This is a genomic window from Afipia sp. GAS231 (assembly GCF_900103365.1).
GTDB lineage: Bacteria > Pseudomonadota > Alphaproteobacteria > Rhizobiales > Xanthobacteraceae > Bradyrhizobium.
This window is the reverse complement of record NZ_LT629703.1, coordinates 1,477,157-1,504,014: the sequence shown is the minus strand read 5'-3', so window position 1 is coordinate 1,504,014 and position 26,858 is coordinate 1,477,157. Positions and strand designations below refer to the sequence as shown.

Annotated in this window: 23 protein-coding genes and 2 pseudogenes; 19 read left to right on the top strand and 6 right to left on the bottom strand. The window is 60.9% G+C overall.

Annotation, left to right across the window (positions count from 1 at the left end; genetic code table 11):
* The first annotated feature begins 177 nt into the window (after positions 1-177).
* Complete coding sequence (locus BLS26_RS07210) at positions 178-816, top strand: lytic transglycosylase domain-containing protein (RefSeq protein WP_172804778.1); 639 nt, start codon at positions 178-180, stop codon at positions 814-816.
* Between the two features lie 169 nt (positions 817-985).
* Here BLS26_RS07210 and BLS26_RS07205 read toward each other — a convergent pair whose 3' ends face one another.
* The 3 genes and pseudogenes from BLS26_RS07205 to BLS26_RS36635 all read right to left on the bottom strand — a co-directional run.
* Positions 986-1,210: a hypothetical protein gene (locus BLS26_RS07205; RefSeq protein ID WP_092509690.1), complete on the bottom strand. Its 225-nt coding sequence runs from the start codon at positions 1,208-1,210 to the stop codon at positions 986-988.
* Between the two features lie 484 nt (positions 1,211-1,694).
* Positions 1,695-1,898 (bottom strand): annotated as a pseudogene (locus BLS26_RS07200) (transposase domain-containing protein); the annotation flags it as partial.
* A gap of 125 nt (positions 1,899-2,023) precedes the next feature.
* Positions 2,024-2,101 (bottom strand): annotated as a pseudogene (locus BLS26_RS36635) (IS66 family insertion sequence element accessory protein TnpB); the annotation flags it as partial.
* Positions 2,102-2,923: 822 nt separating this feature from the next.
* Here BLS26_RS36635 and BLS26_RS07190 point away from each other — a divergent pair.
* The 8 genes from BLS26_RS07190 (at position 2,924) to BLS26_RS07155 (ending at position 13,612) form a co-directional block, all read left to right on the top strand.
* Positions 2,924-4,687, top strand: a complete 1,764-nt coding sequence (locus BLS26_RS07190; RefSeq protein WP_092509688.1) for a DUF3363 domain-containing protein — start codon at positions 2,924-2,926, stop codon at positions 4,685-4,687.
* A gap of 36 nt (positions 4,688-4,723) precedes the next feature.
* Positions 4,724-6,712, top strand: coding sequence for a conjugal transfer protein TraG (locus tag BLS26_RS07185; RefSeq protein ID WP_092509686.1), 1,989 nt, complete (start codon positions 4,724-4,726; stop codon positions 6,710-6,712).
* A gap of 6 nt (positions 6,713-6,718) precedes the next feature.
* Entirely contained in the window at positions 6,719-7,147 is a 429-nt protein-coding gene (locus tag BLS26_RS07180; protein ID WP_092509684.1) for a CopG family transcriptional regulator, read from the top strand.
* Positions 7,148-7,388: 241 nt separating this feature from the next.
* The gene (locus BLS26_RS35580; RefSeq protein ID WP_157676359.1) at positions 7,389-8,042 is read left to right on the top strand and encodes a hypothetical protein; all 654 of its coding nucleotides are present in this window, start codon (positions 7,389-7,391) and stop codon (positions 8,040-8,042) included.
* A gap of 13 nt (positions 8,043-8,055) precedes the next feature.
* Positions 8,056-9,372, top strand: coding sequence for a nitrate/nitrite transporter (locus tag BLS26_RS07170; protein WP_092517738.1), 1,317 nt, complete (start codon positions 8,056-8,058; stop codon positions 9,370-9,372).
* Between the two features lie 781 nt (positions 9,373-10,153).
* Positions 10,154-11,269 (top strand): Fic family protein, encoded by a 1,116-nt coding sequence (locus tag BLS26_RS07165; RefSeq protein WP_092509680.1) that lies wholly within the window; start codon positions 10,154-10,156, stop codon positions 11,267-11,269.
* Positions 11,270-11,315: 46 nt separating this feature from the next.
* Positions 11,316-12,326: a DUF3363 domain-containing protein gene (locus BLS26_RS07160; RefSeq protein ID WP_092509678.1), complete on the top strand. Its 1,011-nt coding sequence runs from the start codon at positions 11,316-11,318 to the stop codon at positions 12,324-12,326.
* Between the two features lie 143 nt (positions 12,327-12,469).
* Entirely contained in the window at positions 12,470-13,612 is a 1,143-nt protein-coding gene (locus tag BLS26_RS07155) for a GSU2403 family nucleotidyltransferase fold protein (protein ID WP_092509676.1), read from the top strand.
* An 828-nt stretch (positions 13,613-14,440) separates the two neighbouring features.
* Here the strand turns inward: BLS26_RS07155 and BLS26_RS07145 are convergent.
* Entirely contained in the window at positions 14,441-14,857 is a 417-nt protein-coding gene (locus tag BLS26_RS07145; RefSeq protein WP_371360788.1) for a tetratricopeptide repeat protein, read from the bottom strand.
* A 130-nt stretch (positions 14,858-14,987) separates the two neighbouring features.
* Positions 14,988-17,312, bottom strand: a complete 2,325-nt coding sequence (gspD, locus tag BLS26_RS07140) for a type II secretion system secretin GspD (protein ID WP_092509670.1) — start codon at positions 17,310-17,312, stop codon at positions 14,988-14,990.
* A gap of 269 nt (positions 17,313-17,581) precedes the next feature.
* Here gspD and BLS26_RS07135 point away from each other — a divergent pair, with 269 nt between their 5' ends.
* From BLS26_RS07135 to BLS26_RS07090, 10 genes are all read left to right on the top strand, one after another.
* Positions 17,582-19,300 (top strand): GspE/PulE family protein, encoded by a 1,719-nt coding sequence (locus BLS26_RS07135; RefSeq protein WP_092509668.1) that lies wholly within the window; start codon positions 17,582-17,584, stop codon positions 19,298-19,300.
* Between the two features lie 3 nt (positions 19,301-19,303).
* Positions 19,304-20,515, top strand: coding sequence for a type II secretion system F family protein (locus BLS26_RS07130; protein ID WP_092509666.1), 1,212 nt, complete (start codon positions 19,304-19,306; stop codon positions 20,513-20,515).
* A 16-nt stretch (positions 20,516-20,531) separates the two neighbouring features.
* Entirely contained in the window at positions 20,532-21,023 is a 492-nt protein-coding gene (gene gspG / locus BLS26_RS07125; protein ID WP_092509664.1) for a type II secretion system major pseudopilin GspG, read from the top strand.
* On the top strand, positions 21,016-21,480 hold the full coding sequence (locus BLS26_RS07120) for a prepilin-type N-terminal cleavage/methylation domain-containing protein (protein ID WP_092509662.1): 465 nt from the start codon (positions 21,016-21,018) through the stop codon (positions 21,478-21,480). The genes gspG and BLS26_RS07120 overlap by 8 nt, the downstream gene beginning before the upstream one ends.
* Positions 21,455-21,865 carry a prepilin-type N-terminal cleavage/methylation domain-containing protein gene (locus BLS26_RS07115; RefSeq protein WP_092509660.1) on the top strand — a complete coding sequence of 137 codons (411 nt, stop codon included), beginning with the start codon at positions 21,455-21,457 and terminating at the stop codon, positions 21,863-21,865. Before BLS26_RS07120 ends, BLS26_RS07115 begins: the two co-directional genes overlap by 26 nt.
* On the top strand, positions 21,862-22,596 hold the full coding sequence (locus tag BLS26_RS07110; protein ID WP_092509658.1) for a type II secretion system protein J: 735 nt from the start codon (positions 21,862-21,864) through the stop codon (positions 22,594-22,596). Before BLS26_RS07115 ends, BLS26_RS07110 begins: the two co-directional genes overlap by 4 nt.
* A 62-nt stretch (positions 22,597-22,658) precedes the next feature.
* Entirely contained in the window at positions 22,659-23,486 is an 828-nt protein-coding gene (locus BLS26_RS07105) for a general secretion pathway protein GspK (protein WP_371360787.1), read from the top strand.
* Between the two features lie 142 nt (positions 23,487-23,628).
* The gene (locus BLS26_RS07100) at positions 23,629-24,594 is read left to right on the top strand and encodes a PilN domain-containing protein (RefSeq protein ID WP_244541864.1); all 966 of its coding nucleotides are present in this window, start codon (positions 23,629-23,631) and stop codon (positions 24,592-24,594) included.
* Positions 24,591-25,151 carry a type II secretion system protein GspM gene (gspM, locus tag BLS26_RS07095; protein ID WP_092509652.1) on the top strand — a complete coding sequence of 187 codons (561 nt, stop codon included), beginning with the start codon at positions 24,591-24,593 and terminating at the stop codon, positions 25,149-25,151. Before BLS26_RS07100 ends, gspM begins: the two co-directional genes overlap by 4 nt.
* Before the next feature lie 41 nt (positions 25,152-25,192).
* Positions 25,193-25,813 carry a hypothetical protein gene (locus tag BLS26_RS07090; protein WP_244541863.1) on the top strand — a complete coding sequence of 207 codons (621 nt, stop codon included), beginning with the start codon at positions 25,193-25,195 and terminating at the stop codon, positions 25,811-25,813.
* Here BLS26_RS07090 and BLS26_RS07085 read toward each other — a convergent pair.
* Positions 25,810-26,280, bottom strand: a complete 471-nt coding sequence (locus BLS26_RS07085) for an A24 family peptidase (RefSeq protein ID WP_092509650.1) — start codon at positions 26,278-26,280, stop codon at positions 25,810-25,812. The two genes, BLS26_RS07090 and BLS26_RS07085, sit on opposite strands and share 4 nt — an antisense overlap.
* Positions 26,281-26,858: the final 578 nt, after the last annotated feature.

Genomic DNA, 26,858 nt, shown 5'->3' with positions numbered 1-26,858 from the left:
TGCAAATCTGTCGCGCGCAGCGGCGGTCCAGGGCGCCCGAAAGGCCGGCGCGAAGCAGCTTTACCCTGGACGGACGTAAGCACGGTGGCACGCTTGCGTTTGTTCGAGAGGAGCCTACGCGCTGTCGTACCGTTGTTCGTCGCGCTGACTGTGGGGAACGCTACTGCTGTAGCGGAGATGCGCCTCGCAGAGCCTGCAGCGAAGTCCCGAACTAGCGACCCGTTTGCGGATTTCGTGGAGGAGGCCTCGCACCGCTTCGGCGTCCCGGTGCATTGGATGCGCGCAGTCATAGATGTCGAAAGCGCCGGAGACGTGCGCGCGAGGTCACCGAAAGGTGCCATGGGCCTGATGCAGATTATGCCAGAGACGTGGGCAGAGCTACGTTTTCGGTACCACCTCGGTAACGATCCCTACGATCCCCATGACAACATTGTTGCGGGTACTGCGTACCTTCGCAAACTGTACGACCGGTACGGTGCGCCTGGCTTCCTTTCAGCCTACAACGCAGGACCTGCTCGCTACGAAGAGCATCTCGCCGGGCGTCCATTGCCAGCGGAGACCCAGGCCTATTTGCGGAGGTTGATGCCGATCATCGGCAGCGGCACTGCAGCTTCCAGCGCTGTCGCGAGTCCAGAGCCATCGGCAGCGGCGTTCTTCGTTGTGCGGTCTGAAAGCTCAAAGATGGCCGCCCGGCTGCAGCCAGGGCGCCCGCCGAACAGGGGTCCGACGGCCGCCTCCGTTCACGACACTTCGGCCCTCGTGCCACAGACAACAGGGTTGTTCGTCGCGAGATTTGATGCAAGAGGCCCGCGATGACTGAATGCGCAAGCTCGCATGCATTGGCGTGCGCTGGAGAAGAATGGACGGAAACACGAGGGCGGTGGGCGGTGGAGAAGCACGACGTATGCGTCCGGAGGCTGCACATGACGTCGGGTCTTGACGAGCCTAGCGGCCTCGGGTGGCAAAGCACCGGCTCGGGGAGCTCCTACTTTGTACGGGGCTCAGCTATGGCAGCTTCCGCTTTCGCGATCACCGCTTCAGCACGCTTTATCGCGGCACGGAGTTCATCGCTCTGCCATGTATCAACGGAATGGCCATCGTCGAACGATCGATCGTGGACTTCCTGCGCGCGCGAGACCAGCTCACTAAGCGCGGCAATGGCTTCGGAAAGCAGTCCTGCGTCTGCTGCGTTTCGGGAAGACTGCGTCACCTCTTTATCCCTGTCACATCGCAAAGATGAGCCATCTGGAGAGGCCTCAGCTATTGCAGCTTCCGTCTTCGCGATGTCCGATATTCAGCCCTCAGTGCCCAGTACCCTTCAGCATTTCGGTGAACCGCTTCTTAGTCAATTCCTTACTTTTCATGCCGCACTTGAAACAGATATTTTCGTGGTTTGGGCCGTACGGCCGAAGCTCATCCTCCTTTCCGCACAGCTCGCATTTGCCGAAGAAGTGAGAGATATCACTGCGATCTATGATACGTGCGTCCCCACGACGTTCGAACGACTTTGGTTGATGTCGTTTAGTGACCATTTGATAGCCTCGATATTGTTCGGGCGTTGTCGCCCGTATGGCCCGTCACGGCCGCTAGTGCCTCTAGGATGGCATTTCGCGCTATATTTGGCTAGTGCAGCTGATGCCCGTGGCCGTTGGCATGACGGGCAAGCTGGCAGATCCGTGCGGCGCAGGTTCAAATCACAAGGGCTCTGCGGATTTCCAGTTCCACGGCAGCAGTTCGTCGAGACGGTTCACGGGATGTCCGTCGACCATACGCTGCAACACGTCACGCAGGTAGGAGTAGGGTTCGACGTCGTTGAGCTTGCAGGTTTCGACCAGGGAACAGGCGACCGCCCAGCGATGCCCGCCGCCATCGCTGCCGGCGAACAGATGGTTCTTGCGACCATCATTCCTTCCGGCGGTTGCACAAGTTCACGCAGAAAGTGCGTTGCCGCCATGCCGTCGGCGAGCGCGACGGGCACAAGCTTCGCGCGCTTCTTCTGCGCCACGCCGAACTCTACTCGCCAGCGGAACAGCAGCCCCGCGACGATCGCATGCTTGCGGGCAACGCCGGAGATCGTCACACCCGGCTGCTCGGTTTCCATCACGATCGCCAGCTTCTGTTCGTCGCTGAAGAAGCGCCGGGCCAGCGTCGCTGAAGCGTCGTTCAAAGCGCCTGTCAAGCTGCTTTCGGAGGTCGATTCCTTAGCACTAGTGCTAACGACGGGGCGGGCGGAGGGGTGAAGATGCGCACGCCAGTCGATTTCGACCTCGCCGTCGTCGAGCCGGTCACGCCATTTGCGAAGCGCATAGGGCGACAGAGACAGCGCCGCAGCATATTCGCGTACGCCCATTCCGCTCCAGTTCATCGCCCAGAACGCTTGCAGGGCGCGATTGCGCACGTCCTTGCTCACGCCAAAGCGTCGTCGCAGCCCTTTTTCTCGCTGTTCAAGGCGCTTTTCACGGCGCAATTCCGCCTGATATTCCGTGAGCTTGCATGCAGCTTCCTCGCCAGCAAGCGCCTTGAGCCAACGCGCGAACGTCCCCTCGTCCAATCGATGTTGACGGCAATACGCCTTGCGCGAAACGCCGCTACGCTGCCAGGCCTCGATGTGAATCGACCACCATTCGCGCCTGGCTTTGTTCTGGAAATGTTTTGGACCCACCGGAGATTCTCCAATGCAGCAGAGAACTCGAAATGGAACGAGAACACACTATCGAAGAGTGGTGCAGGACTCGGACGCTTACAACACGACAGCTAATCAGCGAGATAAAAGAGGCTCGCCGGTCGAACCGCAAGCCATTGGCATCGCTTGGGTTCCACCGTGCCGGTCGATCGGGGCGCGTGCCGCGCCGTGCATTTTGAGCAGCGCGATCAATGAGATTTTCAGCACTGTAGGTGCCTTTACTCCCATCGGGGCCCGGCCATGACCGTGGGCGACAGCGACCTGCGTATTCGACCTGGGCGCATTCGGAGTACCCGCGCGCTGAAGTCGAAAAGCTTCATCAACCAGGTGCTACGCGCGGCGAAAAAAGCCGGACACACCTCGGGCCAGGCTGCGATTGGCAGGCGTTCTACGGCCTACGGGCGCTCGACCTTTGGCCGAGGCAGGCTCGCCTTTAGCCGCAGCCGGTTGTTCAGTCCCGCGCGGCGCGTCGTGGTGAAGGCGCGTGTTGTCCGCCACAAAGGACGAGCATTCCGCTCGGCGCCGCTGACAGCCCATCTTTCATACCTGAAGCGCGATGGCGTCACCCGGAGCGGCGAGCGGGCTGAGATGTTCGATGCCAGCAGCGACCGTGCCGATGGCGCGGCTTTCGCGGAACGCTGCAGGGACGACCGCCACCATTTTCGGTTCATCGTCTCGCCCGAGGACGCCGGCGAGATGACCGACCTGAAGGCTTTCACCCGCGACTTAGCCAAACAGATGGAGATCGACCTCGGCACGCGGCTTGACTGGGTGGCCGTCGATCACTGGAACACAGACAACCCTCACGTCCATCTTCTCGTTCGGGGCGTCGACGAAGAGGGCGCTGATCTCGTCATCTCCCGCGACTATATCAGCCGAGGCCTACGCTCACGCGCCGAGGATCTGGTTGCCATCGAACTGGGACCAAAACCGGAGCATGAAATCCGCAATTCCCTGGAAAGGGAGGTCGCGGCAGAGCGATGGACGGGGCTCGATCAGGAGATCCGGCTGGCAGCCGATGAAACAGGCTTCATCGATCTTCGACCTGTGAATCCGGGCAGCTCCGACCTCGAGATCCGGCGCCTGATGGTTGGTCGCCTCCAGCATCTGGAGAAGATGGGCCTCGCCGCATCTGCTGCTCCTGGGGAATGGATGGTCGGGCTCGAAGCCGAGCGTAACCTACGCGATCTCGGGATGCGAGGCGATATCATCAAGACGATGCACCGCGCCTTTACCGAGCGCGAGGAGGCGCGCGGCATTTCCGATTATATCATCGAAGGTGGACCGCCGACGTCCCAGATCGTCGGGCGGCTTGTCGATCGGGGATTACATGACGAACTGACTGGCGAGGCCTACGTGGTCATCGATGGAACAGACGGACGCGCCCACCACGTCCGCTTCCGAGGGATCGAGGCCTTCGAACATGCACCGCCGGTCGGTGGAATTGTCGAAGTACGACGCCGGGGTCAAGCCGGCGATCCGCGTCCCACCTTGGTGCTTGCGATCCGTTCCGACCTGGATATTGGGAAGCAGGTCACCGCCAAGGGGGCGACCTGGCTCGACCACCGACTGGTCGAACGGGACCCCATGCCGCTTGCCATGAGCGGATTTGGTCGCGAGGTCCGCGAAGCTATGGAGGCTCGCACCGAGCATCTGATCCAGGAAGGTCTGGCACGTCGGCAGGGCCAGCGCATTATCCTGCAGCGCGATCTCCTGAACACGTTGCGCCGACGCGAACTGGACGAGGTGGGGGCAAGAGTCTCGGCGGACACCGGGCTGCCTCACTTGAAGGCCGCCTCCGGTGAACACGTGGCGGGCACCTATCGCCAGCGCCTGACGCTCGCCTCGGGGCGCTTCGCCATGATCGATAACGGGCTGGGCTTCCAGCTCGTGCCCTGGTCGCGCGAGCTCGAACGAAAGCTCGGCCAGCACGTCACCGGCGTCGTGAAGGACGGCGGCGGCATTGAATGGGGTTTTGGTCGCAAGCGCGACCTAGGCCTCTAGCTATCTCGCCAATTCAATTGCGGAAGGACCTTCGGAATGTCCGGAACCAAAATCCTCTGGGGACAGGTGATCGTTGTTGGCCTGATCGTTTTGATCGCCATCTGGGGAGCAACCGAGTGGACGGCCTGGCGGCTCGCTTACCAGCCGGAGCTTGGACGTCCCTGGTTCCAGTTGTCGGGCTGGAAAGTCTATTACCCGCCGGTCTTCTTCTGGTGGTGGTTCGTCTACGATGCCTATGCCCCTCAGGTCTTTGTCGAGGGTGCCTTCATCGCGGCGTCGGGGACCTTCGTTTCGATTGCGGTGGCGATCGGCATGTCGGTCTGGCGGGCCCGCGAAGCCAAGAATGTCGAGACCTATGGCTCGGCGCGCTGGGCCGATGAACGGGAGGTTCAAGCGGCCGGACTTCTCGGTCTGGATGGCGTGGTGCTGGGCAAGCTCGACCGCAACTACCTTCGCCATGATGGACCGGAGCACGTGTTGTGTTTTGCTCCCACCCGGTCCGGTAAAGGTGTCGGCTTGGTTGTCCCCTCGCTGTTGACTTGGCCCGGCTCTGCCATCGTACACGACATCAAGGGCGAGAACTGGCAACTGACCGCCGGCTTCCGCTCCTGTCATGGCCGCGTCCTGCTGTTCGATCCGACCAACCCAAAGTCCTCAGCCTACAATCCGCTGCTCGAGGTTCGACGTGGGGAGTGGGAGGTGCGCGACGTCCAGAACGTCGCTGATGTCCTGGTTGACCCCGAAGGCTCGCTCGACAAACGGAACCATTGGGAAAAGACCGGTCATTCGCTTCTGGTCGGCGCCATCCTCCACGTCCTCTATGCCGAGGCGGACAAGACCCTGGCTGGTGTCGCTGCCTTCCTGTCCGACCCGAAGCGCCCGATCGAGGCGACGTTGAAGGCGATGATGACCACAGCGCACCTTGGCGAGCAAGGTGCGCATCCCGTGGTCGCTTCGACCGCGAGAGAACTTCTCAACAAGTCCGAGAATGAACGCTCCGGTGTCCTGTCCACCGCGATGTCGTTCCTCGGACTTTACCGCGATCCCGTCGTGGCCAAGGTGACGCGCCAGTGCGACTGGCGGATTGCAGATCTGATCGCCGATATCAGCCCGACGACGCTTTACCTCGTGGTGCCGCCTTCCGACATCTCGCGGACCAAGCCGCTTATCCGTCTGGTGCTTAATCAGATCGGCCGGCGCCTGACCGAAGACCTGCATGCCAGGGACCGCCGGCATCGTGTCCTGATGATGCTCGACGAGTTCCCGGCGCTCGGTCGCCTCGATTTCTTCGAGTCCGCGCTCGCCTTCATGGGGGGGTACGGCATTAAGAGTTTTTTGATCGCGCAATCGCTCAATCAGATCGAGAAGGCCTATGGGCCCAACAACGCAATCCTCGACAACTGCCACGTCCGGGTCAGCTTCGCGACCAATGATGAGCGGACCGCCAAGCGGGTGTCCGACGCGCTCGGTACGGCGACCGAAATGCGGGCGATGAAGAATTATGCCGGACACAGGTTGAACCCCTGGCTCGGGCACCTGATGATCTCGCGGCAGGAAACGGCGAGGCCACTCTTGACCCCAGGCGAGGTCATGCAGCTTCCTCCGCCGGACGAGATCGTCATGGTGGCGGGCACGCCGCCTATCAGGGCGAAGAAGGCGCGCTATTACGAGGATCGGCGGTTTACCGAGCGGGTCTTGCCGCCGCCCGATCCCGCGGCCTCTAGCCGGTCGTCGCGAGCGGACGGATGGTCGGCGGTTGAAGCGCTGAAGCCGGCGGCGGTTCCACCTGAAAAAGCCCATCAGCTTGTGGAAGACACGGCGAACAGTGGTCTTCGTCGAGAGCCCGAACTCCCCGATCACGTTGCGATCGTCAAGGAGACGACGGGGCCTACGCCGGCAGAAGAATTTTCCGTTGTTCTTGACGACGACGAGGACGCGGTCCGGCAGTCCCGGCTCATACGTCAGCAGATGCGTGGCGTTGTCCGCCAAGTCGCGCTTGATCCAAACGATGGCATGGAGCTGTGAGGAAGTATGCGTGACCGGATGAACGTGTATTTTCCGCCAGACCTTCTGAAGCAGATCACCGATCTTGCCGATCGCAAGAAGCTGTCTCGGTCTGCGATCGTGGAAGCGGCAGTCGCTTCGTTTCTGTCACCAGATGGAGCAGACAGACAGGAGGCCGCATTTGCCCGTCGACTGGACCGGGTGTCGCGCCAGATGCAGAGGCTAGAGCGTGACGTTGGTATGACGGCCGAAACCTTGGCTCTCTTCATTCGCTTCTGGCTGACAATCACGCCTCCGTTGCCCAACGATGCGCAGGGAGCCGCGCAGCTGAAGGGCCGCGAGCGCTTTGAAGGATTTGTCGAGGCGCTCGGGCGTCGATTGCAGAAGGGACAGAGCTTTCTGCGGGAAATTCCTGACGATATCATCCATACGAAGCTCGACGAATCCGGAGACTGAAGCGCTTTCTCATATCGAACGTTCCGTTTGAACTAAAAAGCGCGAGCATGCCCATACCTCGCCGTCTCTTTCCTTTTTCTACGACAATTCGCGAACCCGATGTTCACGCAGTTGCAGCCGTGGTCATTTCGTCGTTTTTCCCGATCGGGTGCACGTTTGGTCCTTCCTCTCAACTTCTTGTAACGGGCCCGAGAGCCACCTGCGGATCTGTATAGGCGTCGATAAATTAGGGAGATCGACAATGAAGGCGGGAGACGAATTCGATGGCCAGATCGGCTCTGATCAAGCTTGCCTTGATGGGGGGCGGGTGTCTCAAGAGTCTTTACGAACCAGAAAATTGACCGTTCATCTCTCCGAGACGATGTTTGAGCGCCTCAAAGCGGCGACCGATCGGCCGGGTGTCGGCAAGAGCATGGTAATAGAGACTGCCCTTGAGCGGTTTCTCGATCCGGCTCCGTCGGTTGAGGATCGTTTCCGAGAAGATTTTGATCGGATTGGCAGTCAGCTGGGACGCCTTCAAAGCGAGATTCGAATCGTTGCAGAGACGGCCGCGCTGCACGCTCGATATCATCTGACTGTCACCCCGCCCATGCCGCAATCCCTGCAGCGGGAGGCATGTGCTCTTGGTCGAGACCGGTTCAATGAACTCGCCGAGCAAGTTGACCGGCGCGTTCGTTCAAGCCGTCCCTTGATGCAGGAGACGATTGATCGCCTGGCTGATCGTCGAACTTCCCAGGTGAAGCCGGATAATATTTTGCCGGCAGCTTCTCGCGAACGGTCAGTTAATGCCGTTTCACAGCCAGATTTGGGCGGCGACTTAGACCGACCGATTGCTGCCGTCCGGGAGGACGGCAGCAATCCGAACTTTCGGCACCTTCCAAACGCGTTTTGCTGATGCAGTCCACGGCTTGCGGCTCATCGCATGTATTTTTCTTCCCTTCTCCTTGGGATACTACCTTGCGTATCTGTTTCGGACGATCAATGGTCTGATCGCCAGCCACCTCAATGCTGATGCGGGTCTTCGCATTGCTGACCTGGGGCTGCTTACCTCGGTCTATTTTCTCGTGTTCGCGTCTGCGCAGATTCCCATCGGCGTACTCTTGGACCGCTATGGTCCACGTCGTATCCAAAGCGCGCTGCTCTTGGTAGCCGCAGCAGGAGCCGGACTGTTCGCAATGTCGACGGATTTCCCAGCTTTGTTGCTTGGGCGAGCAATGATCGGGCTTGGTGTCGCGGCATCGCTGACGGCCGGGCTTAAGGCAATTGTACTCTGGTTTCCGAAAGAGCGTGTGGCTCTAATGAACGGCTACATGGTCATGTTGGGTTCGCTCGGAGCGGTGACCGCCACCGCTCCAGCTGAACAACTCCTCGCGTGGATTAGTTGGCGCCAGCTATTTGTCCTGTTAGCCGCGGTGACTGGCGCTACAGCCGCGCTTATCTATGTCCTGGTACCAGATCGGGCCATCGCGTTGCCGACCTCACCGAGCCACAGCACTCTAAAAGACGTGTTTAGGGATGGGCGCTTCTGGAGAATTGCTCCCTTGTCCGCGACCTGCATCGGTTCGGCTTGGTCCTTGCAGGGACTATGGGCGTCGTCGTGGTTGACGGAGGTTGAAGGGCTCGATCGTGCAAATCTCGTCCAACAGTTATTCATAATGTCGGTCGTGCTCAGCGGGGGGGCGTGGTTATTCGGTACCGGCCTGCATTTGATTCGACGAAGAAGGATAAGGGCGGAAACGGTATTGGTCGCGGCCGCGGTTCTGCTCATCGCAGCAGAGTTAGTTCTCATCCTGCGCGCACCCTTACCCTCCATTATGCCTTGGTCGACCATCGCCATTGTCGGAGCAGCAACCGTGGTCAGCTTCGCGGTCATATCTGATTACTTCCCAACAGAACTTGTCGGTCGTGCCAACGGCGCCTTGAACGTTTTGCACTTCGGTTGGGCATTTCAAGCTCAATACGTGACGGGGTTGATTCTGGAGCACTGGTCCACGAACGATGGTCAGAGGCCCGTCATGGCCTATCAAATCGCATTTGGCTTAAATGTCGCAGTGCAAATTGTTGCATTAGCGTGGTTCGCGCTACCTTGGATGCGATCACTCATCAGGTGGCCGGGGTCATCTCCCTTGTCTATGCCGGTTACAACCTTCGACGGAATCCAGCCGGAAATTATGAACAAGCAGACGGCTTTGCTAATGCCCGTCGATGACGATGCGCAGTGGTGAGCGCTGCCCAATACGACTTCGCTAACGGCGGTCATATGAAGTGACGGGGTGGTTGCGTACCGTAACCGCTAGTCGATGGTTCCGGTTAATTCTTGATCCTCGCCGAGGGTCATAGAAGCAGGATTCCGGCAGTTACTTTTGGGAGGCGTGAAAGTAGCACTCTGGAGTGCAGGAGAGGACGATACGATCCGCGCTTGGAACGTGGGCATGGACTAAAGGAGCGTGTCATTCGTTCTCCGCGCCCGTACAAAGGTATGAGTCTTCAGGACGTGAAGGGGCTTGCACGCGCGCGCAAGCAAGCAAGCAAGCAAGCAAGCAAGCAAGCAAGCAAGCAAGCATTGTCTTCTCTGGGAGCGATTGTCGACTAACTTCCGTTGGTTCGTCGAAATGGGTCGGTCGGAAATAGGAAACGCCGTTCGTTACGCATTTTCTCCGCCTGTTAGTCAGACAACCTGTCGAAATAGTCCGATCTTGGTGTGATACGGCGGGTTCAATCCTGTGAGAATGGCGCGAGATGCGAGCGTCGACGCTTGACAAGGAGTAGCGCTTGAGACGGCGCGCCTGAACTACACTTTTTCAAATTACGCCCACAATCCGGTCGAGGCGATCCTCAAGACCTCAAGTCGATCCAGTTCGTCATCTGAGATGATATGTTCCAGTTGCCAAAATTGCCGGTTCCTTTGCCGCTTCCTAATACCCCAATACCGTATGAGGCATGGAGGGTTTGTTATAGCTCATTTTTTCCCCATAATATGAGCTATAGGAAAGGTCGCTATTGCTCATGGGATGGAACTGGCAACAGCCGGATTGGCCGGGATTCAGATATGACATGGCGGTGCTGGAGCCGCTTGAGAAGCGTTTCCTGTTGCGTTCCGGCGAGCTCATCGGTGCGTTCAAGCATGTTAGCCAGGATGATCGCGACATGTTCAAGATCGAGATGATCAGCGACGAGGCGTTGAAAACTTCCGAGATTGAAGGCGAGATACTCAATCGCGACAACGTCCAGTCGTCCCTCCGGCGTCAGTTTGGCCTCGCAGGCGACAAGCGCCAGGTGCCTCCGGCCGAACAAGGCATCGCCCGGATGATGGTCAACCTCTACGAGACCTTTGCCGCTCCGCTGACCCATCAAACCACGTTCGCTTGGCATGACATGATCATGAGCGAACGTAACGACATTCACGTCATCGGTGGCTACAGAACGCACACCGAGCCGATGCAGGTGGTCTCCGGTAGTATCCACGATCCCAAAGTCCACTTCGAAGCGCCGCCGTCTCAGAGCATGCCGGTTGAAATGGATACCTTTGCTGCGTGGTTCAACCGCACAGCGCCCGGCGGCTCCCATCCCATGCCCTACCTTACGCGGGCGGGTATGGCCCACCTTTACTTCGTCAGCATCCACCCGTTCGAGGATGGCAACGGCCGCATTGGGCGCGCGCTCGCTGAAAAATCCCTGGCACAGAGCTTAGGACAACCAACGCTCATCGCATTAGCGTTCACTATCGAACGGGCCCGCAAGGCCTATTACGACATGCTAGAGCGCAGCAACAAGAACAACGAGATTACCGCGTGGCTGACATATTTTGCCGAAACGGTCCTGGAGGCGCAGGCCAATACGCTTAGGCGCCTGGAGTTCTATCTCGCCAAGGCGCGGCTGTACGACACTCTGCGTGGTGAGCTGAACGAACGCCAGGAGAAGGCGTTGGCACGCATGGCCCGTGAAGGCATTGACGGCTTCGAGGGAGGGCTTAGCGCCGAGAACTACGTCAGCATCACCAAGACGACGCGCGCCACGGCCACCAGGGACTTGCGGGATTTGGTGAAGAAGGGTGCGCTGCTAAGGACTGGACAGCTCAAACATACGCGTTACCACCTGAATATTCCTGAGCGGGGGCGGTAGGCTTCAATGTTGCGGACTTTCGAGAGGATCGATCGCCGAAAGAGGAATGCGATCCCTGGCTGCGGTGGGAATCCACCGTGCGGCCGGTGACCACGTGATCTTCGACGGGCAGGCCGGCGCCGCGCGGGTGATTGGGCGGCTGGTTGCCGAAGGGATCTCTGACGAGTTGCACGACCGCCGATATGTGATTGTGGACGGGATCGATGGGCGAACGCATTACGCCGATCTCGGAGTCCGGCAAGTGACCTCCGAACCCTTGATCCGAAATACCATCGTCGAGATTCGCGCGCGCGACGTCAGCCAGCGCGATGTCGACCGGACCGTCGCGGACGTCGCCCGCCGTAACCATGGGGTCTACAGCGCCGAACTGCATCGAGAGTTCGATCCGAAGGCTGCCGGGGAGTACATTCAGGCGCATGTCCGCCGGCTGGAAGCGATGCGGCGGCTAGACCTGGTCGAGCGCTCAAGTAACGGCGACTGGTCCGTTGGTGCGGACCATCTTGAACGCGCAGGTCAGTTCGAGGCCGCGCAGCGATCGCGCAACCCGGCGCGGATCACCGTGCTATCCTGGCAGAGCCTTGACGAACTGCCCGGCGCGTCCGGCGCGACCTGGCTCGACAAGCAACTCGTTGCCAGATCGTCGGAGATGATCGCTTCGTCAGGACTGGGGTCGGAATTCGAGGGCGCGCTTCGTTTGCGGCGGCAGTGGTTGCTGGAGCAAGGCCTTGCGCGCGAGCAGGGCGGACGGATCGCTTACGCGCGCAATCTGCTTCAAACGCTGGAGCGGCTGAAACTAGTTGAGGTCGGCTCGCGCATGACGCGCGAGACCGGCCTTGATTATGCCGAGACGAAACCGGGCGAGCGGATCACAGGCACCTATCGCCGCATGCTGACGCTTAACAGCGGCCGCTTTGCGCTGATCGAGCGCGCGCGCGACTTCAGTCTCGTGCCGTGGCGGACAGTGCATGAACGGGCCAAGGGGCGGGTGGTCACCGGCGTCGTCGGCGGTGAGGGGATTTCATGGTCGGTCGGACAAAAACGCGGCTTGGGCTTATAGTCCAGATTAGCGTCACGTTTACTATATAAGGTATTGATATATAAATAAGTTATACTATTTTAGCGATTCTAGTATAGCTGTGTTGCGCTTGAGTTCCCTTGGTTATACTATTCTCGCAAAAATAGTATAACGGATCATCTGCCATGGCTCCCGCCCAACGTCTCGATATCAGCTACCAGACGCTCTATTCCGAACTGGTCCAGCGCAGTCTCGACGAGAGCTTCACCTCCGAGTTCTCTTCGAACGGCAGATTCGTGGCCGTTGAGGTCAAGGGCAAGAAATACTGGTACTTCGACACGCCCAAGCCCGAGGGCGGCGCCCAGGATCGCCGCTACGTCGGTCCCGTTGACGATCCTGAAATCTCCAAGAGGGTCGAGGCGTTCAAGGATCTGAAAGCCGACCTGAAAGGACGCCGCCGTCTCGTTTCCACGCTGACGCGCGAGGCCTATCTGCCGCGCCCCCTGCCGATGACTGGCCAAGTGGTGGAACGACTGGCGAAGGCCGGCTTCTTCCGTTTGCGGGGAGTGCTCGTCGGTACTGTTGCCTACCAATGTTACCCCGCCGTGCTCGGTACACGCCTTGATGCGGTCGCCATGCAGACCGGCGACGCCGACTTTGCGCAATTCCACGAAATCTCGGTGGCTATCAAGGATTCCATGCCACCCATCCTGCAGGTGCTTCGACAGGTCGACCCGACCTTTCGTGAGGTTCCGAGCCAGGTCGACGGCAGGGTCTCCACCCAGTTCGTCTCGAGAGACAAATTCCAGGCGGAATTCCTGACGCCCAACCAGTGGTCCGACGACCAGGCAGGGAAGCCAGTCCCGATGCCAGCGCTGGGCGGAGCGGCGGCATTCCCGCTCCGCTTCCTCGACTACCTGATCTACGAGCCCATTCGTGCGGTGCTGCTGCATGGCGCCGGCGTGCTAGTCTTCATCCCATCACCGGAGCGATACGCCATCCACAAACTCATTGTCGGATCCCGCCGGAAGGAGGATCGCGACGCGACCGCAAAGAGTTCGAAGGACCGGCTTCAGGCCAGATCAATGATCGAAGCGATGATCGCCAACCGGCAGCACGCTGATCTTGCGTCTGCCTTTACGGAAGCCTGGGACCGCGGCGATCATTGGAAAGCAGCGATCCGCACAAGCATCGCGACCTATGACGACGATTTCCAGAATTCGTTCCGAACCGAGCTTGCCAAGGGCGTAACCGAACTCGGCTCCAACCCAGCCGCTTACGATCTTGCGGATAAGCCAACAGATGCCTCTACGATTCGCCCAGAATGACGGGCGGATTACGGGCTCTGCATCAGGAGGATGCCGAGTCGGCGCGTCCCGATCGAAATGCTTTGGTATCCATCGTCTGCCAGACGGAAGCCGGCAGCATGAGCCAACGTCGTCACGTTGCTCACATTTTATTGAGATGTTTCCTGACACGCGCGGGAATTGGCGCGCGCATGATCTCTTCAGTTCGCATTTGATCAACGCGGATTTCGTTGCGGAGCGCGATTTTTATTTCGATTGAATGTGCATCGTTCTCGCCCCCTTCATCGCGCCGTTCACGTCGCGCTGTGAATGGGGCAGGGAATGTTTCCGGTAAAGATCTACGTTGGCCAGATCACTTAGCTGTCACGACTGGACTATATTCGGATTCAAATCCTGTTTCCGCTTGGCAGCACGGCGCTCACCATGGTCGGGGTGAATATCGGTGCTGGCCAGATCCGGAGGGCGGAGCGCATCGCGTGGGTTGCTGCGTTGTTCGCGGCCGCCGCCACCGAGCTGCTGGGACTTGCCGTGATGATATCCGCCACGCCTGGTTGGCGTTGTTCCCGGAGGTTCTTGCCGCTGGTTCGATCTATTTCCGCTCCATGGCGCCTTTTTACGGAGTATCGGGTCTCGGGATGCTGCTTTATTTCGCCGGTCAGGGGGCAGGCCGCGTGATGTGGCCGGTTCTAGGCGGAACCGTCCGCGCCAAACGGTCTCAATATCTTCATTGTCGTCACCCTCTTCAGCCGGTGACATGACCGACCAGGGAAGATTTCGTTGCGCGTTGTTGCGTCGAGTTGACACGCAGATGACGTTTGCGCGGCGCCGCACAGCAATCGTTGTTGTGCGTTATCGCCATCCAGGCGCCCAGAGCATCGCAAGCCGTTGCCCTTCGGCAATTTGATCAGGCGACATCTTCGACGCCACGGCGTTGCGAAGGCGCAACGAATAGTCGCGATCGCGTTTCGGGGCGTGTGCCGCGGCGAGGTTCAGCCACTTGTAAGCCAGAACGAAATCCTGCGGTACGCCATGACCCTTGTCATACATCAGCCCGAGCATACGCTGAGCGAACGGATTGCCCCTGATTGCCGCCTGCATATAGAGTTTCGCGGCGGCGTCGTAGGCCTGTGGCGCGCCAAATCCGTTTTCATACATGAAGCCGAGAATAGCCTGCGCTTTGGGATTTCCCCGCAACGCAAGCGGCGCCAACGCGTTGACTGCTTTGACAAAATCGCCGCTTGTGTAAGCCGCGTTGGCGCGCGCCATCGCATCGGCGCGAGCGGGACCCACCTGCCACCAAAAACAGGCGATCACGACCAGGCTCGCAGCAACGACATGCAGCCGCGCACTCGCCAATGCCGCCACGGTCGCTCCGCGCCGCGTCTTCGCCACGGCGTCAGCGCACCGTCGGAACCCGCAGATCATCGGTGCTTGCTCCCACGCTGCCACGCAATTTCGACCGCAGTTCTTCGGCGACCTGATGGGCGTCTACGCCATCTCGGATGATCTGGGGACGGATGAAGATAATCAATTCGGTGCGGGTTCCCTTCTTGTCCTGATGCGAAAAACCGTCGCCCAGACCCGGAATTTGATCGAGCAGTGGAATGCCGTTGCGCTGCCCATTTTGCTGCTCGCTAATCAACCCGGCGAGCAAGACAGTCTGCCCGGTGGCGACCGAAACCGAACTTTTCACCCGCCGTTCTGACACCGTCGGCGTCAGACTGGCGGCAGTCGCCGGCGAAACATTGCTAATTTCCTGTTCCACCTCAAGCCTGACATTGCCGTTGACATTGATCCGCGGCGATACGCGCAGGATGATTCCGGTGTTGCGATAGTCAATGGTATTGACCACGGTATTGCTGGTAGTCAGCACGGTGGCGCTGCCGGTCGATACCGGTACTACGTCGCCGACCTGGAGCGTCGCCACCTGATTGTTGATCACGACCAGCGAGGGGTTTGACAGCACCTTGACGCTGGTCACGGAATGCAGCGCATCGAGAATTGCGCTCGGTTGCGCCTCGGATCCGATCAGGAAATTGAGGCCGGGAAAGGCGCGGTTGATAAACGCGTTGGTGACCGCTCCGGCGGCCGAGGCAGCGCCGGTCGCGCCGGGCGCGGATGTCGATTGGGTGTTGAGAATGGAGCCAGTGTCCGGTCGCAAACCGAGATTCCTGCTCGTTAGAAAAGACTGGACGCCATAGCTCAGCTCATTGTTAAGCGTGACCTCCGCAATTGTTGCGTCGATTGCCACCTGTAGCTGAGGCTGATCGACACGCTGCAGGGTCGCTTCGATAATCTTGTAATTTCCCTGATCGGCATAGATCAGCAGCGTGTTATTGACGGTATCTGGTGTGATCCGCACGTTCTGCAGGAGCGGCTGCCCGTTACCTCCAGTGCTTCGGCCGTCGAGTGCGCCGCCGCCGGATGGGCTGGCGGTCACCGGCTGGGGCTGACCAAACCCCGAGGGAGCGCCGCCGTTACTTGTTCCGGATTGTATGCGTGAGGCGAAGCTGCCTGTTGGCGAGGAGGAGTTGGAGTTCAGCGACAGCCGATCGGCACTGGATGACGCCGATGAGCCTGACCCAGGCGCCAACTGGCTGTCGGCGTTGTCCAGCGGGGCCGAGCCGCCGCCAATGAACATATCAGTAAGAACCCGCGCAATCTGACGGGCCTCGCCGTATTTTACCCGGTAAACATGGACGCTGTTGCGCGCGGTGTCCGCGTGATCGAGCCGCCTGATCCAGGTCGCGGCGGTTTGCAGCAGCGCCGGCTTGCGGCTAACCACCAGGATGGCGTTGAGCCGGCTCACCGGCTGGAACTTGATCACGCTCTGGCTGAGGCCGCTCTCGCCGGAATCCATGATCTTTTCTAATTCGGCGATGATCAGCTCCGGCGCGCTGTTGCTCACCGGAAAAATTCCGACCGACTGACCCCGCATCCAGTCGACATCGAAGCTCATTGCAGTGTCAACCGCGGTGCGGCGTTCGGCACCGGTGCCCTGGATCAGCAGCAGATTGCGCGTCGCGTCGGCGCGAACGCTACCTGGTTTGGTGGCAAACGAGTCCATTAACTTCAGGACGGTCGGCGCCGACACATATTGCAACGGCACTACCGACACGCCATAGCCGGGCTCGGGACTGGCTGCGGCAGAATCGACCCGGCCCGTGCCGACCGCGTCGCCAAGCGGCGTCAGGCGATAACCGGCGCTGTCGCGGACCAGCACCACGCCGCTTAGCCGCAGCGCGTTTTCGAGCACAAACACGATGTCGGACTTCGCCACTGGCCGTACCGAGACCAGGCTAACTGTACCCTGCACCCGCGGATCGATGGCGTAGCCGATGTTCAGAATGTCACCGAGCACGACCTTGGCAACGGTTGCGACAGGTGTGTTCTCAAAATTCAGGTCGTAGCCGTTGCCGTCGCCGTTGGCCGCCGGTTGCACCCGCGTTTCCGGAACGTCCGATATGACAGTCCCCTCAAACATCGCGGTGCGAGTTCGCTCGCCGACGTTCGGCTGTGCGGAGCTTACGGTCTGGGTCTGCCGGGGCAGAATATCCAGCGAACGTACCTTGTCGAGCACATCGATGTCAGCCGGCGCGGTGGTCCCGACCGTCGCAGAATTGCACGATATCAAAACGTTGGCGGCGCAAAACGCAAACGCGATGAGGCAAATGTTGTGCGCAACCGAGCCGGATCGGCCTTGATTGCCAACGCGCGCCATGCCTTTGCCGATCCAACTTTAAATACACTGCCTCGGATCGTGTACGAAAGCTGATCCGGGTTCGCATCCTTAGGCGGGAAATATGACAGTAATAATTAGCGGCTCTCCTTGATGAGTTGATGGCACGGTGATGTTGCCAACAAGCCTCAAGCGGCATCACCGTAGCTTCGCACGGGTGTCACAATCCAGATCAATAACTCCAGTCCCGGCGATCAGAAGCCAACGCGGCATCGCGCGCTCATTCAAAGCAGTACGACTGGAAAAGACGTATGCCCGGTCATCAGTCATTGCAGTTCGTCGAGCATCTTCGTCAGGCGCGGCACCTGAGGTTGAAGGACGGGCAGGAGCCGGCAGACCCAAGCGCCGCCGATCAGCCGCAAGGCGGCATGCCGACCAATCTACAGCCGATCTCCCACGCCAAGCTTTGGGAGCTTACCGATCTGTCGGCCAGCGAATTCGCCGATGAGGCGGCTCGCTTCTGTGATCTCGAGCGCGTGATGCTGCAGGAGCTGCTATCGGCCACGCCTATGATCGGATCATTCTCGCATCGTTTTCTCCGGGAAACCCTCGTATACCCTCATCAATCTGCCGACGGTATCGTCGTGCTGGCAATCGCGGACCCAACCGATCTGTCGGCGAGGCGTGCAGCCGAAATTGTGCTCGGGGCCGATATCCGCATCAAAATCGCGTCGCCGGACGATCTGGCAGTCGTGCTGAATCAGCGCCTGGCCGGTGATGGCGCCGAGCAACGCGACGACGCGGACGGATTTCGGCAGCTGCGCGACGACGACATTGAAAGTCTGCGCGATCTTGCCAGCGGCGCGCCGGTGGTGCGCGCGGTCAACGATTTGCTGGAAAAAGCTGTAGAACTGCGTGCAAGCGACATCCACATCGAGCCGTTTCTCACTGGTCTGGTTGTCCGCATGCGGATCGACGGGATGCTGCGACCGGTGGCGGCGCCGGCTGGGGTCCTGCCGCAAGCCGTCATCTCCCGTATCAAGATTGTCGCTAGCCTCAACATTGCGGAACGTCGTCTGCCGCAGGATGGCGCCGCGCGGCTGCGCGTCGGCCGCGCCGACATCGATATTCGCGTTGCCACCATGCCGACCCAACACGGCGAATCCGCGGTGATCCGCATCTTGCCCAAGGATCGTGGGCTGTTGGTGGTCGACAAGCTCGGCTTCGGGCCGTCCGACGACGTCAAGCTAAGGCGACTGCTGACTCTGCCGCATGGCATGATCGTCATCACGGGGCCGACCGGCAGCGGCAAGACCACCACGCTCGCCACGATCCTGTCGATTCTGAACGAGCCGATCCGGAAGATTCTGACGATCGAAGATCCGGTCGAATATGAAATTCCCGGTATCAATCAGTCACAGATAAAGCCGGCGATCGGATTGACGTTCGCGACCGCGCTTCGCTCGTTCGTGCGCCAGGACCCCGACGTCATCATGGTCGGTGAGGTCCGTGATTCCGAGACCGCGCATGTCGCGGTTCACGCCGCGCTAACCGGACATCTTGTGCTCACAACGCTGCACACCGAGACCGCTGCAGCGGCGGTGCCGCGTCTGCTCGATCTCGGCGTTGAAGGTTATTTGTTGCGCTCGACGCTGCGTGCGGTCATCGCGCAACGCCTGGTGCGTCAACTCTGCGAACGCTGCAAGTCGTCCAAGTTGCTGACGGAAGCCGATATCACTGGGGATCCACGGCTTGCTGTGCTCGGCTTTCAGGTCGGCGACAGCGTTCACCTGCCGTGCGGCTGCGAACGCTGTGGCGGCGCCGGCTACCGGGGGCGGCTCGGCGTCTTCGAGGTGCTCGAGCTCGACAACGAACTACGCGAATTGATCGGGGAGAAAACCGATGGGCTGAAGATCGATCAGGCCGCCATCCGTGGCGGCATGACGACGATGCTTGATGACGGTATCGCCAAGTGCCGCGCCGGGTTGACTTCGCCTGCGGAAATCTTCCGCGTCACTACGGTGAGGTAAATCGTGCCGAATTTTCGCTACCGGGCGCTAACGCAGAACGGCGAACTTGTGCATGGCACGCTCTCGGCGCCGACCGCGGCCGAGGTCGCGGTCCGCATTGAATATCTGCGCCTGCTGCCGATCGAAACTGTCGAGGAAAAGCGGGCCGCAGCTGGTCCCGGCGGCTGGGGTCCGTTCAACCAGCCGGGACGCGCGGAGGTGACAACGTTCACCCGCGACCTCGCGCTGCTGCTGAAGGCTGGCGCGCGGCTTGACGACGCGCTTGAACTGCTGGCGAGCGATGCCGACGTCGGCCGGTTGCGCCCGGTGGTCGCCAAATTGCGCGCAGCCCTCCTGAGCGGCGAGAGCTTTGCCGATGCCGTGGCCGCGACTCCGGCGTTGTTTTCGCCGATGTATGTGGCGCTGGTGCGAGTGGGGGAGGTTTCCGGCACGCTCGATCAGGTGCTGGAGATGCTCGGCGCCGAACGGGCGCGCTCTGAACAGATGCGCCGCAAGCTCACCGACGCGATGCAATATCCGGCCTTCGTGCTGATTGCGGCGATCGGCGTAATGCTGTTCTTCATTCTGTTCGTGTTGCCGCAGTTTTCCGCCGTGTTGCAGGATTTCGGCGGCAAGTCGGATTCGGCGCTCAGCGTTTTCATCCGGCTCTCTGATTTCATGCGCGCCAACAGCACTGCGCTGTTGCTTGCGGGCGCAGTCCTAATCGGTTCAATCTGGTGGTTGCTGCGGCGTCCGGGCATGCGAACGGCCGCGATCGGAACGCTGGCGCGCATGCCTGGCCTTGCTGATATCTTTCAATTCCACCGGACCGGTCTGTTCTGCCGCAATCTCGGCGTCCTGCTCGGCAGTGGCGTCAGCTTAACGGCGACCCTTCGGATCTTGGTCGACATCATGGCGGTCACCGGAAACGTGGAAAGCTGGACGGCGGCGGCCGATCGCGTGCGGCATGGCGGCAAGTTGTCCGAGGCGCTCTCGGCCTCGAGCAGCCTGCCGCCGATGGCATTGCGGATGCTGCGGCTCGGCGAGGAAACCGGGCAGCTCCCGGTGCTCGCGGGCCGGGTCGCCGAGTTCTACGAAGCTAAATTGCAGCGCAGCCTCGACCGCATCGTCGGCATTGTCGGACCGCTCGCCATCATTACCATCAGTGCGATGGTCGGCGGCCTGATCGTCTCCGTCATGACGGCGCTGCTGTCGGTCACGCAGCTCGTTGGATGACGCAAGGACCATCACCATGACAAAAAAACTCTCCGCCACGACTGCCGGTCGCCGCGCCCAGGAGGATAACGCGCGCCAGAGGGAGCAGGGCTTCACTCTAGTCGAAATGCTGGTGGTCATCACCATCATCGGACTGATCATGGGCTTAATCGGTCCGCGCGTGCTGAACTACCTGAGCGAGTCGAAAGTCAAGGCAGCCAAGATCCAGATGCAGAGTTTCGCCAGCGCGCTCGATCTGTTCAATCTCGATGTCGGCCGTTTCCCCTCGGCCGCTGAGGGCCTGACAGCACTGGTGCGCCAGATCCCTGGGTCCAGCGCCTGGAACGGGCCTTACCTGAAAGGCGCCGCCGTTCCCAACGATCCATGGAACCATCCCTACATCTATCGTGCGCCGGGTGAACGCGGGGCCTATGACATCATGTCGTATGGTTCCGACGGACAAGAGGGTGGCAGCGGTGCCGCCGCCGACATCTCGCTGAACACTATCACGAGCGCTAGGAATGACTAGGGAGCACCAACGCGGCTTCATGTTGCTGGAAATGGTGTGCGTCATCGCGCTGATCGCCATGCTTGCAACCGTGCTCCTGCCGATCTTGCCGCACCACACCTCGCGTTCGCGGCTGCAAGCCTATGCGCTGGAGACCGCGACATTGTTGAAGGCCGACCGCGATGCCGCGATCCGACGGAGTGCCGATGTTTCGACGCTGGTCGACGCGTCGTCGCGCGCAATCCACTCCGGTCTGACGACACAGACTGTCCGCATTCCGGACGACGTCCGCTTCGATGCGCTGCTGCCGCAAACCTGCCGGCGGCGCCCGGTACTGTCGCGCATCAGCTTTTTCGCTGACGGGACGTCGTGCGGCGGCACCATCGCGCTGGCGCGGCTCGATACGGCCTACGAAATTCGCGTCAACTGGCTGACCGGAAGGATCGAAATTGTTGCCCGCCCGACGCTCGCCAACTGATCGGCCCGATGCCGGCTTCACGATCCTTGAGGTACTGATCGCACTCGCGGTCGTCGCGGTCGTGATCGTCGCGATCGGATCGGTCATGTCGACCAATGCCCGCGGCGTGCAGGCGCTGGAGAACCATGTGGCACTGGCGCAAACCGCGCAGATGGTGATGGCGACCGCACTACCGCCGCGCAAGGAACTTGCGCCTGGCGTGCTTTCCGGCGAGGTCCGAGGCTTTCGCTGGCAGGTCGATATCGGTCCGCTGGATGGTGATGCGGCGGGCAACGACAGCAATGTCGCCTGGGTTCCCGAACTGGTCAAGATCCGTGTCCGTTCGCCCTCGGGTGCGGCTGTCGAACTCCAAACCATCCGATTGATGCGCAGGCCGCAGCGATGACGATCCCGCGCACTGGTGAACGGAGCGGCGAACAAGGTTTTACGCTGATTGAAACGCTTGTGGCGCTGGCGCTGACTGGCCTCGTGCTTTCGGCGCTGGCCACCATCACCGCACAGTGGCTTCCGAACTGGAATCGCGGGGTCGACCGTATCCAGCACAACGAACTCATCGGCATTGCGATGCAGAGAATCTCCGCCGATGTGGCTGCCGCGGAATATGTGCCGCCCAATCGCGAGCAGCGCAAGCCGCTGTTCGAGGGCTCGGCGCTGTCGGTCACATTCGTGCGCACGGCGCTCGGGCCCAATGTCGGTGTGGGTCTCGATATCGTACAGATCGGCGAGACTATCGATCAAGGCCGTCTCGTAACGGTGCGCTCGCGCGCACCATTCGGTCCGCTGGCCTCCGGTGCCTCGCTGTCGGAGCAGATGCACGTGTCCGACCCCGTGGTGCTGCTGCGGCCGCCGCTTCGTCTGTCGTTTGGCTATGCCGGTCCAGATCGGGTCTTTCGCGACAGCTGGCACGATCAAGACAAGCTGCCGGCCGCGATCATGCTCACGGTGCGGGATGCAGCGAGCGAGCGGGTATTGTCGGTCTCTTCGGTGACGCCAGTCCACGTCGATATGCCGGCCGGCGGCGGGAAATCCGATGATACGTCCAAGGACGATGCGAAGGACGGCCCAAAGGACGAAGGCAAGGACGCCGGCAACGCGCCGAAACGGGGCGGCTCTTGATGAGAGAACCAGTTCAGCGCAATGCAGGGTCACCCTCGGAGCAAGGCTTCGTCATTGTCGTCGTGCTGTGGATTCTCGCGGCTCTAGCCGCGCTGGCGACGATCTTTTCGCTCTATTTGTCAACTTCAGCCCGTGCGCTCGCTGTCAACGATAGCGCCTTGCAGGCGGAAGCGTTGACCGCGGCCTCTGTCGAACTTACGGCTTACCAACTGCAGCGTGCGGGAGAGGATGCCCGTCCGCCGCAAGGCTCGTTTCAAATACGCCTGAACGGCGCTGATCTTGCCGTCTCCTTTGTTTCGGAGGCGGCGCGGGTCGATCTCAACGCGGCGCCGAAGGAAATGCTGGCCGGTCTGCTATCCGTGCTAGGCGCGAGCGAAGATGATGCGCGACAGGACGCCGATCGCATTATTGCCTGGCGGACCCGACCACCGCAGGACGCCGCCGGGAATGAAGACGCACTGTATCGCGCTGGAGGCCGGTCCTATTCGCCTCGCCAGGCGCCGTTCGCCCATGTCAACGAACTTGCACTCGTGCTCGGCCTTCCGTCGGCGCTGGTCGAGCGCGCGTTACCGTTCGTCACTGTGTTTAGCGGCGTTTCAGGCGTCGACGTTCGGATCGCCGCGCTGGAGGTGATTGCGGCGTTGCCCGGCATGACACCGCTCACCCTGAAACAATTTCTGAACGATCGAACCTCGCTGCCGAACGACGGCGCCGCGATTGCGGCCGCGCTGGGCGGTGCTGCGGGGAGTGCGACCGCGCAAAAGAGCCGAGCCTATCGGATACTGATCCGAATTCGTCTTCCAAACGGCCGCGGGGCGGCTTCGGAAGTGGTGATAAGCCTTCGCGGCGGGGAAGACCCCTATCGGGTGTTGTCATGGAAGACGATGTGATCGTACAACGGCGAACGCCAAAGGAGCTGTGACCGCCATGATGTCGGAGCTGAAAGGCCTTTTCGGGGATTGGATCGCGGCCGTCGCCGTTGCGGTACATGTCGGTGCGGCGCGGATCGCGCCGCCGCGGCGCGTGCAATTCGTGGAAGGTGATGCCAACAGCTTCACCGCGCGCCTCACTTCGGGGCAAAAAGGTACGAGGCTTGCGGAGGCGTCGTTTCGACTTTTGCATGGCCAACCCGAGCCAGCTCTGACGCCGGGGTGGTTGGCAGCGTTGCGCGGCAGCCGCATCGAGGTGCTGATGAGACCTCAACAGGTGTTGTTTCGTGAAGTCGATTTTCCGAAGCAAGCCAGCGATTTTCTCGATGGCATGATCCGCGCCCAAATCGATCTCCTGACGCCGTGGACGGCGGGTGATGTGGTGTTCGGAATGACCCCAGCGGTGCCGATCGCGAACGGTCGGATCGCACTGACGCTTGCGGCAACGTCGCAGCAAAAGATTCAACCATTGCTCGAGCTTGCGGCGGACGTTGCTGCGGCATCCGCGGCAGGGCTGGTCGAGGTGCCCGAGGCTGGATCCGCGCCGAGACAGGTCAAATTGTTTGAAAGGTCGCTGACGCGCGCGCCCGGCTCTGCCATCGACGTGACACGTCTGTTGCGCCTGATGCTCGTCGGCGCCAGCGTAGCCGCGCCGTCATCGCTCGCGATCTCAGCCTATGTCGGCAACATGCTGAGCGCCGAGCAGCAGGAACTGCAGCACCAGATCGTGCAGCGCCGGGCAGCTTTGCGCGTCAACCAGTCCGGCGGATCGGCGGAAGCGCTGCTGGCGAAGCGCAAGCAGACCTCGCCTTCGAGCGTTATGGTGCTTGAGGCGATTTCGCGCGTGCTGCCCGACACCACCTACGTGACGGAGCTTAGGGTCGAAGGCGACAAGATGCAGGTCGTCGGGCTGACGCAAGACGCGCCGTCCCTGATCCGACTCATGGAGCAGTTGCCGCAGTTCACTCGCGCCACCTTCTTCGCGCCAACCACGCGCGCCCAGAGCGATCCGGGCGACCGGTTCCACATCGAGGCGCACATCACGCCATATTTCGGGTCAGGCTCATGAATCAGGCCGCGACTTTACGAAAGCTGCTGAGCAGGCCACTGGTGGCCGTGACGTCATATCTGGGCGTCATGATTCTGTTTTTATGCGTGATCGGAAGCTCGCTCAGCGACGTTCTAGGCCAACAAGCCGATGTCGCCGCTTCAACCGACGTATTGGCGCAGTTTCAGGGCCGCGGGAGCGTTGCCGCGCGCGGGCAAGCTACCGACATCGCCGCGCCATCCGGCTCGCCGCTCCTGGAAGGCGCAACCGTGACCATCGCCGGTGCAGCGTTGTTGCAGCGCGTGTCCGCGGCGGTGACAAAGCTCGGCGGCAACGTGCTGTCGTCCCAGGTTGAGTTGCAGGGCACCCAGTCCAACATCGGGTTTGTTACTATTATCGCAAGCTGCGAGATTGATCAGCCCGGCTTGCAGCGCTTGCTCTATGATCTTGAGGCCGGCATGCCGTTCCTGTTCGTCGACCAGCTCGTCGTGCAATCGGCGGCGAGTTCCGCTGGATCCGGCGAGGGCAGGCTGCGCATTCTGCTCGCGATCTCCGGACAATGGCAGGGTGCAAGATGATAGAGCGCATAACGATAGGAAGGCTTGCGAGGAGGCTCGCATTGCTGCTGTCAGCGCTCGGCGCTGCCGGCTCGACCTCGGCGCTGCCGACGGACGTCTCCGATATCGGCGCTGATGCCTCACGGCGCGGCAACGCGCCGTCTGTATCCTCGCCCTGGGATGCGCCGGCTGCTCCCGCGCAGGTGGTCGGGCTTCCTGCGGTACCCGAACGCGCCCCGAGCGCCAATCCGCTGTGGGGGATCCCGCTTGCGAGCCTGTCGGCCACGCGCGAGCGGCCGATCTTTTCGGTGTCGCGACGGCCGCCGCCGCCCGCTGTCGCCTCCGCATCGGTGACAAAAGCTCCGCCACCACCGCCGAAGCCGTTACCGATCGAGCGTCCGCAGCTTTCGCTGGTCGGGACCATCGCCAGCGGAGATCAAGGATTCGGCATCTTTGTCGACCAGACCACCAAGGCAGCGCTACGGTTGAGGATCGGCGACTATTATCAGGGCTGGAAGTTGCGTTCGGTTCGGGGCCGGGAGGTGACGCTGGAGCGCGATCAGGAAACTGCGATCCTGAGCCTGCCTCAGCCCGGGGCGGTCGGCCAGGTGCGCCTGCCGGCCGATAATGCGATCGCGCAAGGGTCTCCGGGCATGCCGCCGGAGCGCCGGGGCCGGCGCTAACCAACCCAGCCACCTTGTGCAAGCGCCAGCGTGATCACTAGTCCGAGCGCGAGAAACGGCCCGAACGGAAGCGACGACTGCCGCGTCATTGTCTGCCCTACGAGTTGCATGACGCCCGCTGCGGCAAGTGCGGTCAGCGAGGCGACCAGGAGCTGCAGCGGAGCGCCGGCGATGCCGAGCCAAATGCCGGAGGCTGCGAGCAGCTTCACGTCACCGAGGCCGAGACCTTGAAACTTCCGAAACATGAAATAGAGCCGGCGCAACAGCCAGACGGTTGCGCCGATCGCGATGCCCTCAAAGCCAGCGCCGAGCGCCGCCGACCAACCCTCAAGCGCCGCGGCCTTCGCAAGGCCAACGAACGCGATCGCCAGATTGAGCCAGTCCGGAATAATGCCGCGACGCAGGTCGATCCATGCGAGCAGGATACTGGCGAGACAGAGCGAGGCGAAAGAGACGGCTGCGATCATGCGAGTATGGAACGCGAGATTGGTTCGGTCATGCCAGGCGCCCGGGGTCTAGCCCGGGGCTTTTGTATTGGTCATTGCTGCTGATGTCCCCGTCAATCAGTGCCGATGATGATCGCGATCGTCGTCACCGGACGCCCAGACCACGGCACCGGTCGTTTCGTTGAGGGTCAGTTTGCGCGGCTCGTCTTCGTCACGAGGCACCAGTACCATTCTGCTTGAGCTACGTCACAGTCGGAAGAAAAAATTGTGACATCTCTTTGAATGCGAGGTAATTGTCGGATCGTTGGGGCGTCACCTTGCCGATCCCACCGCGGCGCTGAAGCCCTTCTTGACCGACGCGACCGGTTTGCCGTTGAACTCGACAAAGCAGTCGGCGATCAATTTTTGCTGAGCTGAGCTGAGCTGAGCTGAGCTGAGCTGAGCTGAGCTGAGCTGAGCTGAGCCGAGCCGCGCATATGGTCCAGTAGTCGTGGCGGCACCAGTGCCCGCGTCTGGCGCTTCTTCGTGGTGTGCTTGCCAGTGCAGTGAGCGGATTGTGCAGCAGCACAAGCTCGTTGAAGTGGAGGCAGTCCGTCAGG